The organism is Nitrobacter sp. Nb-311A (assembly GCF_000152905.1).
GTDB lineage: Bacteria > Pseudomonadota > Alphaproteobacteria > Rhizobiales > Xanthobacteraceae > Nitrobacter.
The window spans coordinates 257,685-270,556 of the sequence record NZ_AAMY01000002.1; the positions used below are offsets into that span (position 1 = coordinate 257,685).

Here is a 12,872-nt window from a genome sequence, read left to right on the forward strand (position 1 = left end):
TGTTCGCGTGACGAAAACGCGTCAGAAAAACAATCTAGAGCTTCGCTTCCGATCCAGTCAGAAGCGAAGCTCTAGCCGAGAGTTTTCACCAGCCGATGCAATGCCTCGGCCGTCGTTTCGATGTCCGGCACCAGCGCCAGGCGGATGTAGCCCGCGCCGGGATTTAAGCCGTCGGCTTGCGGACGCGCCAGATAGCTTCCGGGCACGACGCGAACACCGGCCTCCTTGTAGAGGAGGACGGCTGCGGCCTCGTCGCCGCCATAAGCGGAGACATCCAGCCAGAGGCAGAAGCCGCCGGCGGGCCTCGCATAGCCGTAGCGGCAGCCGAGGATCCGGTCGGCGAGATCGAATTTGGTTCGATAAAGCCTTTGGTTCTCCTTGACATGCGCCTCGTCGTCATAGGCCGCCACCGCGACATGCTGCAGCGGCACCGGCACCTGGGGCGCCGCCACGTTGCGCAGTTCATGAAACGCGGCGAGAAAATTCCGGTCTCCGGCGACGAAGCCGACGCGCAGGCCCGGCAGATTCGAGCGTTTCGACAGCGACTGAAACGCGACCACGTTGGCATAGTCGGGGCCTGCGCTTTCCAGCGCGCTGCCGGGTGCGTTTTGCGTATAGATTTCCGAATAGCATTCGTCCGAGAACACGAGGAAGCCGTGACGGCGCGCCAGCGCGATCAGCCGCGCGAAATAGTCGGGTGAGGCGACTGCGCCTTGCGGGTTGGCGGGCGAAGCGAGATAGATCGCGACGGTGCGCGCCAGCGTGGCCTCATCGAGCGCATCAAGGTCGGGCAGGAAACCGTTGGCGCGCGTGGCCGGCAGCAAGATCGTCTCGCAATTCGCGGCGCGCGCGCCCGCGCCATAGGCCGGATAGAACGGGTTCGGCATCAGGATCGCCGGCGTACCCTTGCGGGGCGTGACGTAGCGGGCGGCGGCGATCGCGGCAAAAAACAGTCCCTCGCGGCTGCCGTTCAGCACCAGAATCTCGGTCTCGGGATCGATGGCGCGCGGCAGCGCGAACCGCCTCGATAGCCAGTTCGCGGCGGCGTGGCGGAACGGCTCGATTCCCCGCGCCATCGGGTATCGCCTGAACTCGTTGATATATTGAGACAATATCGGGTCGACGAAATCGGGCGGCGGGTGCTGCGGCTCGCCCAGCGACAGCGTGATCAGGGACTGTGCCGGTTCGTAGGGCGCAAGCAGCTCCGCCGTCCGCGCGAAGGGCGACCGCTCGCCGGGCGCGGTTGACGCGGCCGGGCGGGCGGAGGACTGGGACGCGCTGGCGTCACCTTGCGCCGCGCGCGATGAAGCGGAGGTTGCCATCGGTTAAGCGTCAATACTTTCAAGACGTTCGGCCGCGCCCTGAGCCCGGACGAAAGATAGACGATGAGCATAGCTACGGCGGGGTTAAGACGCGATTAACCATCGGCGGGAGGATAGATTTTCCCTTGGTAGTTCTCTGTGGTTGAGGGAACTTCCGGTTTCTACCGAGCTGCCGACGCTGTATTCATGTGGAATGGGAATCAAATATCCGGTCGGTGTCGGGCAGGGCCTTTTCGTTTTAGGGCCGTTTTCTCCGCCTTTAATTAATGAATGCGCAGCGACTTCGTTGCGATCGGATTTTACGACAGCCTCCTACAATGCCTCGCCCTTGAGCAGCCGCGGCACCTCGCCGGTCAGTCCCGCCGCCTGCCGGATGAACGCGTTCTTCAGCGGCGGCATGCGGTCGACCAGTCCGAGGCCGATGTCGCGCACGCTGCGCAACAGCGTCGATTCGTTGGAGAACAGCACGTTGAGCGTGTTGGTGGCGAAGCCCATCGCCATGGTGTCGAAGCGCCGCCAGCGCTGATAGCGCTCCAGCACGTCGGCCTGCCCCGGATCGATGCCGAGCCTGACCGCATCGACCACGACCTCGGCCAGCGCCGCGACGTCCTTCAGTCCGAGGTTGAGGCCCTGGCCCGCGATCGGGTGGATCACATGCGCCGCGTCGCCCACCAGCGCCAGCCGTTCGGCGATGAACGAGCGCGCGACGAAGTACTGAAGCGGAAACGCGCGCGGCCTGTCGAGCGCCTTGATCTCGCCGAGGTGAAGGCCGAAGCGCTGCTCCAGCTCGGCGTGAAATTCCGCTTCCGCAAGCGCGACGATGCGCGCCGCCTCCGCCCGCTTCTCGGTCCATACCAGCGACGAGCGCCGGCCCGTCAGCGGCAGGATCGCGAAAGGCCCGGCGGGAAGAAAATGTTCTTCGGCGCGGCCCTGGTGATCGCGTTCGTGGCCGACGGTGACGACGATGCCGGACTGATCATACTCCCAGCCATGGGTGGCGATCCCGGCGCGCTCGCGCAGCTTCGAGCGCGCGCCGTCGGCTGCGACCAGAAGGCTGGCCTCGATCGTCGAGCCGTCGGCCAGCGAGACGGCCACGCCTCCCGGTCGCGTCTCATTTTCTGTTACCGCCGTGGCGCGCAGATCGACGCCCTCGGCTTCGGCGCGCGATGCCAGCGCCTCGATCAGATAGCGGTTCTCGACCATGTGCGCGAACGGCTCGCCGGGCTCGACATTGCCGGCGAAGGTCAGGAACACCGGACGGGTGGCGTCCTCGAGCTTCGAATCGGTGACCACCATGTCGAGGATCGGCTGCGCGGTGCCGGCCACCTCGTCCCAGACCCCGAGCGCCTCGAACAGCCGGCGGCACGCCGCCACGATGGCGGTGGCGCGCGGGTCGCGGCTCGGCCGGTTCGCCAGCATGGGATCGGCGACCACGATCGGAATTTCGGCGCCCAGCCCCTGTCGCAGCGCCAGCGCCAGCGCCAGACCGGCGAATGCGCCGCCGCAGATGACAATGCCCTGTTGTGTGGTCATGGTACGCCTTGCTTCCGTGCCGCCGCAGTATAGCCGGGCGAAACGGGTTTCCAAATGTTGCCCTGATGTAACCGTCCGACCGGCCGTTCCGGGCGTTGAAGGCTGCGAACCCTGAATAACGGTGTTAAAGGGCGTGAGTTCATCGTGAAAGCGTCTTGATGTCCAAAAGTCTGATCGACCTGATCTCGATCCTCGATCTGGAGCCGATCGAGGAAAACCTGTTTCGCGGCAACAGCTCGAAGACCGGCTGGCAGCGGGTGTTCGGCGGGCAGGTGATCGGGCAGGCGATGGTGGCGGCCTGCCGCACCGTCGAAGGCCGCCTGCCGCATTCGCTGCATTGCTATTTCATCCTGCCGGGCGATCCCGCGATCCCGATCATCTATCAGGTGGAGCGGCTGCGCGACGGCAAGAGCTATTCGACACGGCGCGTCACCGCGATCCAGCACGGCCGCGCCATTTTTTCGCTCATGGTGTCGTTCCATGTGGAAGAAGAGGGCGCCTTCGATCATCAGGAGAAGATGCCGGACGTGCCGCCGCCCGCGCAGCTTTCGCCGGAGGAATTCATCAAGCAGCCGATGTTCAGGGAGATGCCGGAGTTCATCCGCCGCTATTACGAGTCGGATCGGCCGATCGAACTGCGCCCGGTCGAACTCAACCGCTACATCGGCGAGAGGATCGAGGACGGCCGCGTCCATGTCTGGATCCGCACCGCATCGAACCTGCCCGACGACCCGGCGCTGCACATGTGTGCGCTGGCCTATGCGTCGGATTTCGCGCTGCTGGATGCGGTGATGGCGCGCTACGGCCGCACCCTGTTCGACAGGCACATGATGGCGGCATCGCTCGATCACGCCATGTGGTTTCACCGTCCGTTTCGCGCCGACGAATGGCTGCTCTACGCGCAGGATTCGCCGAGCGCGCAGAGCGGCCGAGGCCTCGCGCGTGGTCTGATCTTCAGGCAGGATGGCACGCTGGTCGCCTCCGTGGCGCAAGAGGGCTCGGTCCGCGAGCGGCGCTAGGTCACGAACCCATAAATGGGATTCCGTTTGGACGGGAGGCGTGATTCAATCTCCGGAGGGAGGAGGATTGAATGGCTCGTTTTGATCTGACGGATTTCGAGTGGTCTGTGATTCAGCCGCTTTTGCCGAACAAATCGCGCGGCGTTGCACGGGTGGATGACCGGCGGGTGCTGAACGGGATCTTCTGGCGGCTGCGTACCGGTGCGCCGTGGGCGGATATTCCGGCGCGCTACGGCCCGCATACGACCTGCGTGAACCGCTTCAACCGGTGGCGCAAGGCAGGCGTTTGGGATCGTATTCTGTCGGCGGTTTCAAAGGCTTATGATGGCGACATCCAGATGATCGACTCCTCGTCGATCCGCGTGCATCAGCATGCGGCCAACGGTCAAAAAAACAGACCAGATCCCGTTGCATGGGTCGCTCGCGCGGCGGGCTGACAACCAAGATCCACGCGCTGGTGGATGCCTGCGGCCTGCCGATCTGCCTCAAGATCACCGAAGGCCAGGCCCATGACGGGCGCAGTGCGCAGGACATGATCGACACCGTCGAGCGCGGCGACGTGCTGCTGGCCGATCGAGCCTATGATTCCAACGCCCTGCGCCAGACCCTGGCCGCGCGCGGCGCGACGGCCAATGTGAAGCCGATGCCAAATCGCGTCGTCGCCCTGCGCTTCAACAGGCAGCTCTATCGCAAGCGCAACCTGGTCGAACGGTTCTTCAACAAAATCAAGCATTATCGAGCCGTCGCCACCCGCTACGACAAACGTGACGACAACTTCCTCGCTGCCATCAAGCTCGCCGCAATCCGCATCTGGTTGCGATTTAATGAGTCGATGACCTAGAGTCAGATTCAACAGCGTTGGATCAGGCTCGTCGCTTACTTTGTTGTTCGAGCATGATCCCGAAAACCGGTTTCCACTTTGCGCTGGCGCGGCCCTGCGGGTCGGGATCATGCTTTAGGTTGTCCGCGCCGCCAGCGCGACTTGCGAGACATACCAGCGCGCGAACCAGCGGAGCACCCACGGGATCGGAATGATCAATATGCAGCCGATCGCAACCACCACCGTTCGCCACAATACTTCAAGGCCGCTGGCATTGAAGATGATCTCGCGCCGGGTGCCGTCGATGTTGCGGAAGATCCAGCGCGTCATCGCCGTCGTGACCCATGCCCAGCCGATGATGGTGATGAAGGAGACATTGAGCAGCACGAACCAGCCGACGTAATGCATCGCCTCGCCCCGGAAAGAAAGCTGAAGCGGCTGCCCGTGGGCGCTGATATTCGCCACGATCCATTTGACGGTCATCCACGACAGCCAGGCCTGCACCGGAATCAAAATGATTCCGATATAAGGTATCTCGGTCAGGCCGGAGTAGGCGCACAGCGCGAGCAGCACGAACACCCACCAGATGTCCATCGGCTGGCCGGTAAAGCTCAGGCCGGGCCGCTGCGGCACCCGGACCCGGGAGATGAACCATCCGTAGAAGCCGGTGGCCACCCACGGCGCCGGAACGATCAGCAGGAAGCCGATCACGAAGATCAGGGCGCGTCCGAGCAGCGCCCAGATGTTGAGATCCACGGACAGCGGAACGCCGGCGGGGCCGTCACGGCCGGTCAGCGCCTCGCCCTCACGCGCGGCCGCCGCCGGCATGGGCGCAGCGGCCGAGCCGCTGGACAGGAGGCCCGGAATATCGCCCGCCCTTTGCCAGGCGGACATGCCCTCGGTCCAGACGTGCGTGTCGGCGTTTATCACGCCGCGGGCGATGAAATCCCGTAACTTGTCTTCGGAATACGGGCCTTGCTGGGTATTTCCCGAGGCAAAAAACCACAAACGGTTCGGCATGAAATTTCCCCAAGGCGCTCCGGCCCTTGCCGGCGGCACGTCCGTTAGTCGGAATGCGGCGAACCTGGTTCAGGGAAAAACCGGCCCGTCTGTATCGAGGTCTCCACGCTGTATCCTGCGCATGTTTTCGTGCCCATGTTTTTCGTCCGAGCTGCAAGTTTTTTGTGCGGTTTGCACGGAAAGATGTCAGACTCGCTCGAGTGAACTCGGCTAAACCTATTGTCATTGAGCGGATGCGCCATCATGAAACTCGTCGTCGCCGTTATCAAACCCTTCAAGCTCGACGAGGTCCGCCAAGCGCTGACCGCGATCGGGGTGCATGGCATGACCGTGACCGAGGTCAAAGGCTACGGCCGCCAGAAGGGGCATACCGAGATTTATCGTGGCGCTGAATATGTCGTGAATTTTTTGCCCAAGCTGCGGATCGAGGTCGCGGTGACGTCGGAGCTTGCGGACAAGGCCGTCGAAGTCATCACCGCGGCCGCGCGCACCGGCCAAATCGGCGACGGCAAGATTTTCGTGGTGCCGATCGATCACGCCTTGCGCATCCGCACCGGCGAGACCGACAGCGACGCGCTGTGACGATGTTGAATATGCGCCCCGCTTGGCGAAGCAGCGCGAAGACCGCTGCGCCACGGCGGTGAGACAGGCGATATAAGAGAAGCGAAGGTCGGGGAACGACGATGGGGGCACTTTTGCGTTGGGTGGCAGGCGCTGCGACGACGGTCCTTGCAATCGCAATTTTCGTAACGACAGGTGCGCCGGCCTTTGCGGCCAGCGCCGTTTCAACGGTGAGCGCCGCCGATACCGCATGGATGATCGTCGCCACGGCCTTCGTGCTGATGATGACGATCCCGGGGCTGGCGCTGTTCTATTCGGGGATGGTGCGCAAGAAGAACGTGCTGGCGACGATGGCGCAAAGTCTTGCAGCGGTTGCGATGATCTCGATTCTGTGGGTGGCATTCGGCTATTCGCTGACGTTCACGGGCGACGGCCTGTTGTTGGGGTCGCTTGGCCGCATGTTTCTCGCCGGTATGAGCATGGACGCCGTCAATCCCGCGGCGAAGACCATCCCCGAAGCGCTGTTCATGCTTTACCAGATGACCTTCGCGATCATCACCGTGGCGCTGGTCGCAGGCTCGGTGGCCGACCGGATGCGCTTTTCGGCCTATCTGTTGTTCTCGATCGGCTGGTTTATCTTTGTCTACATTCCGCTCGCGCATTGGGTGTGGGGCGGGGGGTTCCTCGGCGCGGCCGGAGTACAGGATTTCGCCGGCGGGCTCGTGGTGCATCTCAGCGCCGGCGTGGGGGGACTGGTCGCGGCGAAAGTTCTCGGCAGCCGCCACGGCTATGGTTCGGAGAATTTGTCGCCCTATGATTTGTCCCTCGCGGTTATGGGCACGGGACTATTGTGGGTGGGTTGGTTCGGATTCAACGGCGGCTCGGCGCTGGCCGCGAATTCGCGCGCGGTGATGGCGATCATCGCCACGCATCTCGCCGCCTGCGCTGGCGCGCTGACATGGGGCGCCATCGAATGGTCCACGCGGGGCAAACCCTCCGTGCTCGGCATGATCTCGGGCGCGGTCGCGGGTCTTGGCACGATCACGCCGGCCTCCGGCTTCGTCACGCCCCTGCAAGGCATCGTCATCGGGATCGTTGCCGGACTGGTCTGCTACTGGGCCTGCACAAGCCTCAAGCATCGCTTCCGATATGACGATTCGCTCGATGTGTTCGGCGTCCACGGCATCGGCGGCTTGACCGGGACCCTGCTGCTCGGGGTGTTCGCGACGACGTCGATCGGCGGCGTGCCCGGCCTGATCGAAGGCAATCCGCGCCAGTTGCTGCTACAGCTCTATGGCGTGGCCGTCACCCTGCTCTGGTCTGGCGCGGTGACCTACGGTCTCCTCAAGCTGGTCGGGGTCTTCGTGTCCCTGCGGGTCTCCCGCGAGAGCGAGCTGGAAGGTCTCGACATTTCCCAGCATGGCGAGGCGCTGCAGTAACGCAAAAGGCACGGTTGCTGTGGAATCGCGGAGCGCGCGCAATCAGGGGTGACGGTTCCTTTGGTGAAAGAGGAGCCTGTCAGCACTCCCCCCGATTGAAACGCCGCCAACGTGTCTCGTCTCATTCGATTTTTCTTGCCTCTTCCGGCAGCATGATCGGAATGCCGTCGCGGATCGGGTAGGCTAGTCTCGCCGAGCGAGAAATGAGTTCCTGCCGCCGGCCATCGAATTCCAGCGGTCCCTTGGTGACCGGACAGACCAGAATCTCCAGCAGCTTTGGATCGACGGTATCTTCGGGACGATCGGAGGGGGGTGGCGTCATGCGGGTCTCTTCGAAAGATCGAATCGGGCGGATGGGTTCATAGCGGTTGTCTGACGTTGGCTTGCCGATTTGCCGCAAGCGTCGGTGGCGACTGTCGGTCACTCACACCAGTTGCGACGCTTCGTAACCTACTGCAAGCCTGGATCGCCGCTGGTGCGCTTTTTTGCGAGGTCCATTTCGGTCACCGCGATCAGAATTTCCGCGCGCGTTTTCAGGTCAGTTGCCTCCAGCATCGCCTGCTTCTCGGGCGGACCATAGGGTGACATCATCGCCAGCGCGTTGACCAGCGCCTCATTCGGGGCGTTCTCGATGCCGCTCCAGTCCACTTTCAGGTTGTTGACCTTGAGAAAATCGGTCAGCACCTCGAGCAGCCGTTTGCGATCGACGGCGTCCTCGCCTTTTCGTGCGGTCAGGTCATCGGCGTAAGTGAAGAAATCGACCTTGCACTGGCGATAGGGAGTCAACACCGTCAACTCTTCCACGACCTTGAAACGCGAGACGCCGGTAAGCTCCAGGATATAGCGGCCGTCGCCGGATTCGGCGAACTGAGTGATACGTCCGGCGCAGCCGACATGAAACAGCTCCGGCTTGTCCTCGCTCGCAGAATGGGCGAGGTCGGGCTGGATCATGCCGATCAGACGATGACCGTCCCGCAGCGCGTCGTCGACCATTGCCAGATAGCGCATCTCGAAGATATTGAGCGGCATCTGCCCGCGCGGCAGCAGCAGTGCGCCGGGCAACGGAAACACCGGTATCACTTCGGGAAGGTCGCCGGGTCCGCGGTAGTCGGCATTGATGGGCATGAACGAGTCCGATGCTAGCGCATATTCCGCAAAAATAGATACCAGTTCGCGTGAGAAAACGCGTCAAATCAAAATCATGGAGCCCGGCTTCCGATTCAGTCGGAGCGGAAAGGCTTTAGGAAAACAGGAGCGTCGACAGCCGTTTGCGTCCCTCGACGGTGGCTTCGTCGGCGGCACCCCACGCTTCGAAAAACTGCACGAGCTGCTTGCGGGCGGCATCGTCGTTCCATTTGCGGTCGCGCTTGACGATTTCCAGCAGGTGATCGGTGGCCTCGCTGCGTTCGCCGCCGGCGTTCAGCGCGGTGGCCAAGTCGAATCGCGCCTGATGATCGAGCGGGTTAGCCGCAACCTTCTGCCGGAGCTCGGCGACCGGACCCAGTGAACTCGCCTGTTCGGCGAGGTCGATCATGGCCTGTACAGTTGTCACGGCGGCGTCGCCGCGCTTTGATTCCGGCACCAGCGCAAGCGTTTGCTTGGCTTTGTCGATCGCGCCGGTCGCTGCATAGCAGCGCGCAAGTCCGGCGAGCGCGGGAAGATTGGCAGCGTCGATACCGAGAACCTCGGCATAGACCGTGGCCGCCGTGGTAGGATCGCCTGCGGCGAGTGCGGCTTCCGCTTCTCGCAGGATTTCCTCGGTGTTCGGAGCGCCGGGCGCCGCCGCGCCCTGCGTCAGCTTGTCGATGAGGTCCTTGACCTTACTTTCAGGCACGACGCCCATGAAGTAGTCGACCGGCCGCCCGCCAGCGAAGGCGAACACAGCCGGAATAGACTGGCTGCCGATCTGCGCCGCGAGCTGCTGAAAGATGGCGGGATGCTGGTCGATATTCATCTTCGCCAGCTTGACCTTGCCGCCCGCCGCACGCACCGCCTTTTCCAGGATCGGGGTCAGTTGGCGGCACGGACCGCACCACGGCGCCCAGAAATCGACCAGCACCGGCTGGCGCATCGATTCCTCGATGACATCCTTCATGAAGGTCTGGGTCGTCGTCTCGTTGATCAGATCCGACGCCTGTAGGGGCGGCGCGCTGCCGTGCTCGACTATGGTCACGTGATCCTCGCCTGATGTCTCCCGGAATGGGCGGTCCGGTGCCGTTTTTTCGAAGTTCGCCTGTCGTTGCAGCCCCCTTTGATGCGAACCTCGAAATCAAAGGGACACTCTTGCGCTTTCGAGCGACGCGGATACCGCTTCGCGTGAAGAAAACGCGTCAGATCAAAATCATAGACCGCACCTCCGATGCCTCGGAAGCGGGACGGCTCCAGCAATCCGAATTAAGTCCGGAGCGGGGTCAGAAGTTCGCTTTGCGGACTCGCCGGGATTAAGGGACAGCCTGCAAACCACGCTAGCATGTTCCGAACCCATAATTGGTCCCTGCGCGGAAATATTGCAATTGGCGGGGCGAGGCGTCGTTCCGGACCTCTTTGCAACGACATTGCGATGACCAGGGATCGAATTGCCCCGCCTGGGGCGAGATGACGTCCTATCTGGCTGTTGCATTCGCGCGCCGCATTTGGCATAGCTCTGCCCCTCGGTGGCCGGCGATCGGCCGCCTGCTTGCGGACGCGGGTGTAGCTCAGGGGTAGAGCACGACCTTGCCAAGGTCGGGGTCGAGGGTTCGAATCCCTTCGCCCGCTCCAAGTTTCCGGTGTGTACGACCCGGAGACATGGGTAACAGCTTGTACCTAAGACATGGGTGACAGTCTCGGGCCGCTTACCGTGTCCGCGCTACCCGTGCCGTTCCGGCGACAGGGTTAATGGAACATTCCAGACTTCAGGTGAAAATCCCGTGCGGGAAGCTTGTCCGGCATGGTGTGACGACCGGATTCGAGGCAGGCCGATGCCGCAACGGGCGGCCTGCCACGAGGCGGTCGTTCTTAAGGAACGCCATCGCTGCCGTCGCGGCGCAAGAGAAGGCGGATAACCTCCGCCGGTTGCTTCGTAGCCATGCCTGGGGGCGTTAGCCATTGATAAGGCTATGAAAACGTCAATGTTGGGCCGCTGGCGAGGTTCTATGATACCGAGGCGTTTCGGGTATGCCTCAAGCATTTTAGACGAATTAACCTCGTTTTAACCGATTCCATTCATGGTCAATATACCAAGCTTCGCCCGCGAGTCGTGAGCTTGGTGTTCTTGGATCTAACTCCTGGGGAGGATCAATGTTTTTCTTCAAAAAATGGTCGATCGCAAAAGAAAATGCCGCGAAAGCCGCAGCGATCAGCAAGTCTCAGGCCGTCATCGAACTGGGGCTTGATGGAACGGTCATCACGGCTAACGAGAAATTTCTCAGCATACTCGGTTACACGCTGGCGGAGGTCCGCGGCAAGCACCATGGCATGTTCGTGGAGGCCGACGAACGATCCGGCGCCGCATACCGGGACTTCTGGGCCAGGCTGAATAAGGGCGAGACGCAATCGGCCGAGTACAAGCGGGTCGACAACCACGGCGAGGAGGTCTGGGTTCAGGCTTCCTATATTCCGGTGTTGGATGTGAGGGGGAATCCGACGAAGGTTATCGCGCTTGTGTCCGACATCACCGCGAAAAGGATCAAGAATCTGGAAAACGCGGGTCAGGTTTCCGCCATCGAACGCGCGCAGGGGGTCGTCGAATTCAAACTGGATGGCACGATCATTACCGCCAACAGAAACTTCCTTAACGCGATGGGCTTCGCCCTTGGCGAAGTGCAGGGGAAGCATGATGGCATGTTCGTGGAGCTGTCGGAGCGATCAGGTGCGGCCTATCGCGAATTCTGGGCCAAGCTCAATCGCGGCGAGACCCAATCGGCCGAATGCAGGCGGTTTGGTAAAGGCGGGAAAGAGGTCTGGCTTCGCGTAACTTACAATCCGATCGTGGACGAGAACGGGAAGCCGTTCAAGGTTGTCGCGTTCACGACCGACGTCACCAGCCAGAAGCTGAAGGCGGTTGAGCTGGAAGGCCAGGTCGCGGCCATCGGAAAGTCGCAGGCCGTCGCCGAGTTCGGAATGGATGGAAAGATCCTTACCGCGAACGATAATTTCCTGAAAGCGTTTGGCTACTCTCTCCTCAACGAGATTCAGGGCAAGCACCACAACATGTTCGTGGAAGCCGGCGAACGATCCAGCGCCGCTTATCGCGACTTCTGGGCCAGGCTCAATCGCGGCGAGTCGCAGTCAGCCGAGTACCAGCGTATCGGCAAGGACGGCAAGACGGTCTGGTTGCAGGCTTCTTATAATCCGGTGCTGGATTCGAGGGGCAAACCCGCCAAGGTTATTGAATTCGCGATCGACATCACCGCCAGGAAACTCGAGGCGCTGGAAAATGCGGATCAGCTTGCCGCCATCGAACGCGCGCAGGCAGTGGCTGCATTCAAGCCGGACGGTACGATTATCGCCGCCAACGACAAGTTTCTGAAGGCGATGGGTTACACCCTCGGCGAAGTTCGTGGCAAGCATGACGGCATCTTCGTGGATGCTACGGAGCGTGCAGGTTCTGCCTATCGCGAATTCTGGGCCAAGCTCAATCGCGGCGAGGCTCAGTCCGCCGAATACAAGCGCATCGGCAAGGACGGCAAGGACGTCTCGATCCGGGCCTCGTACATTCCGGTCCTCGACGCAAAGGGCAAGGTGCTCAAGGTCGTCCAATACGCCACGGTGATCGAACCGAACGCTGCCGCTAGCGAAGAGATGAGTGTCTCCATCCTGGAAGCACCCGTATCGACGGCCGATCAGGCCGAAGAGCAGAGCTTGAGCATGAAGCGGCTGGAGAACCGTCGCAAGAGCGCGAACGCCGGGCCGTCGCCCCTCTCGCAGTTTCTCACCAACCTTCGTGAGGGATTTAGCTCCGCGGTGGCGTCCTCGACGAGAGCTGTTGCGAACTTCTTGTGACGACCATGCCGGTCAGGTGACGGGATGGAGGGAAGCCGACTTGGCGATGACCTCGATCCCGCCGCTGAAATATCTCCCCAAGGACGAGTTATGGCGACGGTGTCGAGCCGTCGCCACTTTTTTGTCTCGGCCAGCCAAATTTTGCCACGATCAAGGTGCGCTGATGTTGGCGTGA

The 12,872-nt window shown here is 62.1% G+C and carries 10 protein-coding genes, 1 tRNA gene and 1 pseudogene; 6 read left to right on the top strand and 6 right to left on the bottom strand.

Annotated elements, in window-relative coordinates; all coding sequences use genetic code 11:
• Positions 1-71: 71 nt before the first annotated feature.
• Both NB311A_RS01255 and NB311A_RS01260 read right to left on the bottom strand, forming a co-directional pair.
• Positions 72-1,322, bottom strand: coding sequence for an aminotransferase class I/II-fold pyridoxal phosphate-dependent enzyme (locus NB311A_RS01255; protein ID WP_009796585.1), 1,251 nt, complete (start codon positions 1,320-1,322; stop codon positions 72-74).
• 312 nt (positions 1,323-1,634) lie between these two features.
• The gene (locus NB311A_RS01260; protein ID WP_009796586.1) at positions 1,635-2,855 is read right to left on the bottom strand and encodes a ubiquinone biosynthesis hydroxylase; all 1,221 of its coding nucleotides are present in this window, start codon (positions 2,853-2,855) and stop codon (positions 1,635-1,637) included.
• 158 nt (positions 2,856-3,013) lie between these two features.
• Between NB311A_RS01260 and tesB the strand changes: the two genes are divergently transcribed.
• Together tesB and NB311A_RS19875 are read left to right on the top strand one after the other, a co-directional pair.
• Positions 3,014-3,874 carry an acyl-CoA thioesterase II gene (gene tesB / locus NB311A_RS01265; RefSeq protein WP_009796587.1) on the top strand — a complete coding sequence of 287 codons (861 nt, stop codon included), beginning with the start codon at positions 3,014-3,016 and terminating at the stop codon, positions 3,872-3,874.
• 71 nt (positions 3,875-3,945) lie between these two features.
• Positions 3,946-4,715 (top strand): annotated as a pseudogene (locus tag NB311A_RS19875) (IS5 family transposase).
• Positions 4,716-4,829: 114 nt separating this feature from the next.
• Here NB311A_RS19875 and NB311A_RS01280 read toward each other — a convergent pair.
• The gene (locus NB311A_RS01280; RefSeq protein WP_040673675.1) at positions 4,830-5,714 is read right to left on the bottom strand and encodes a DUF4339 domain-containing protein; all 885 of its coding nucleotides are present in this window, start codon (positions 5,712-5,714) and stop codon (positions 4,830-4,832) included.
• 243 nt (positions 5,715-5,957) lie between these two features.
• Here NB311A_RS01280 and NB311A_RS01285 point away from each other — a divergent pair, with 243 nt between their 5' ends.
• Both NB311A_RS01285 and NB311A_RS01290 read left to right on the top strand, forming a co-directional pair.
• Positions 5,958-6,296, top strand: coding sequence for a P-II family nitrogen regulator (locus NB311A_RS01285; protein ID WP_009796590.1), 339 nt, complete (start codon positions 5,958-5,960; stop codon positions 6,294-6,296).
• 101 nt (positions 6,297-6,397) lie between these two features.
• Positions 6,398-7,714: an ammonium transporter gene (locus NB311A_RS01290; RefSeq protein WP_040673676.1), complete on the top strand. Its 1,317-nt coding sequence runs from the start codon at positions 6,398-6,400 to the stop codon at positions 7,712-7,714.
• A gap of 121 nt (positions 7,715-7,835) precedes the next feature.
• Here NB311A_RS01290 and NB311A_RS01295 read toward each other — a convergent pair whose 3' ends face one another.
• The 3 genes from NB311A_RS01295 to NB311A_RS01305 all read right to left on the bottom strand — a co-directional run bounded on the left by NB311A_RS01295 (position 7,836) and on the right by NB311A_RS01305 (position 9,887).
• Positions 7,836-8,036 carry a Trm112 family protein gene (locus NB311A_RS01295; RefSeq protein WP_040673734.1) on the bottom strand — a complete coding sequence of 67 codons (201 nt, stop codon included), beginning with the start codon at positions 8,034-8,036 and terminating at the stop codon, positions 7,836-7,838.
• 128 nt (positions 8,037-8,164) lie between these two features.
• On the bottom strand, positions 8,165-8,839 hold the full coding sequence (locus NB311A_RS01300; RefSeq protein ID WP_009796593.1) for an LON peptidase substrate-binding domain-containing protein: 675 nt from the start codon (positions 8,837-8,839) through the stop codon (positions 8,165-8,167).
• 115 nt (positions 8,840-8,954) lie between these two features.
• A complete protein-coding gene (locus NB311A_RS01305) occupies positions 8,955-9,887 on the bottom strand; it encodes a co-chaperone YbbN (protein WP_009796594.1) in 933 nt (310 codons plus the stop codon).
• Positions 9,888-10,399: 512 nt separating this feature from the next.
• Here NB311A_RS01305 and NB311A_RS01315 point away from each other — a divergent pair.
• Positions 10,400-10,474, top strand: a tRNA-Gly gene (locus NB311A_RS01315).
• A 519-nt stretch (positions 10,475-10,993) separates the two neighbouring features.
• Entirely contained in the window at positions 10,994-12,697 is a 1,704-nt protein-coding gene (locus NB311A_RS01320) for a PAS domain-containing protein (RefSeq protein ID WP_009796596.1), read from the top strand.
• Positions 12,698-12,872: the final 175 nt, after the last annotated feature.

Excerpts from the sequence above, each read along its gene's own strand:
- NB311A_RS01320 (WP_009796596.1), top strand. The coding sequence starts at position 10,994 with ATGTTTTTCTTCAAAAAATGGTCGATCGCAAAAGAAAATGCCGCGAAA.
- NB311A_RS01295 (WP_040673734.1), bottom strand. The coding sequence starts at position 8,036 with ATGACGCCACCCCCCTCCGATCGTCCCGAAGATACCGTCGATCCAAAG.
- NB311A_RS01300 (WP_009796593.1), bottom strand. The coding sequence starts at position 8,839 with ATGCCCATCAATGCCGACTACCGCGGACCCGGCGACCTTCCCGAAGTG.
- NB311A_RS01285 (WP_009796590.1), top strand. The coding sequence starts at position 5,958 with ATGAAACTCGTCGTCGCCGTTATCAAACCCTTCAAGCTCGACGAGGTC.
- NB311A_RS01290 (WP_040673676.1), top strand. The coding sequence starts at position 6,398 with ATGGGGGCACTTTTGCGTTGGGTGGCAGGCGCTGCGACGACGGTCCTT.
- tesB (WP_009796587.1), top strand. The coding sequence starts at position 3,014 with ATGTCCAAAAGTCTGATCGACCTGATCTCGATCCTCGATCTGGAGCCG.
- NB311A_RS01255 (WP_009796585.1), bottom strand. The coding sequence starts at position 1,322 with ATGGCAACCTCCGCTTCATCGCGCGCGGCGCAAGGTGACGCCAGCGCG.
- NB311A_RS01260 (WP_009796586.1), bottom strand. The coding sequence starts at position 2,855 with ATGACCACACAACAGGGCATTGTCATCTGCGGCGGCGCATTCGCCGGT.
- NB311A_RS01280 (WP_040673675.1), bottom strand. The coding sequence starts at position 5,714 with ATGCCGAACCGTTTGTGGTTTTTTGCCTCGGGAAATACCCAGCAAGGC.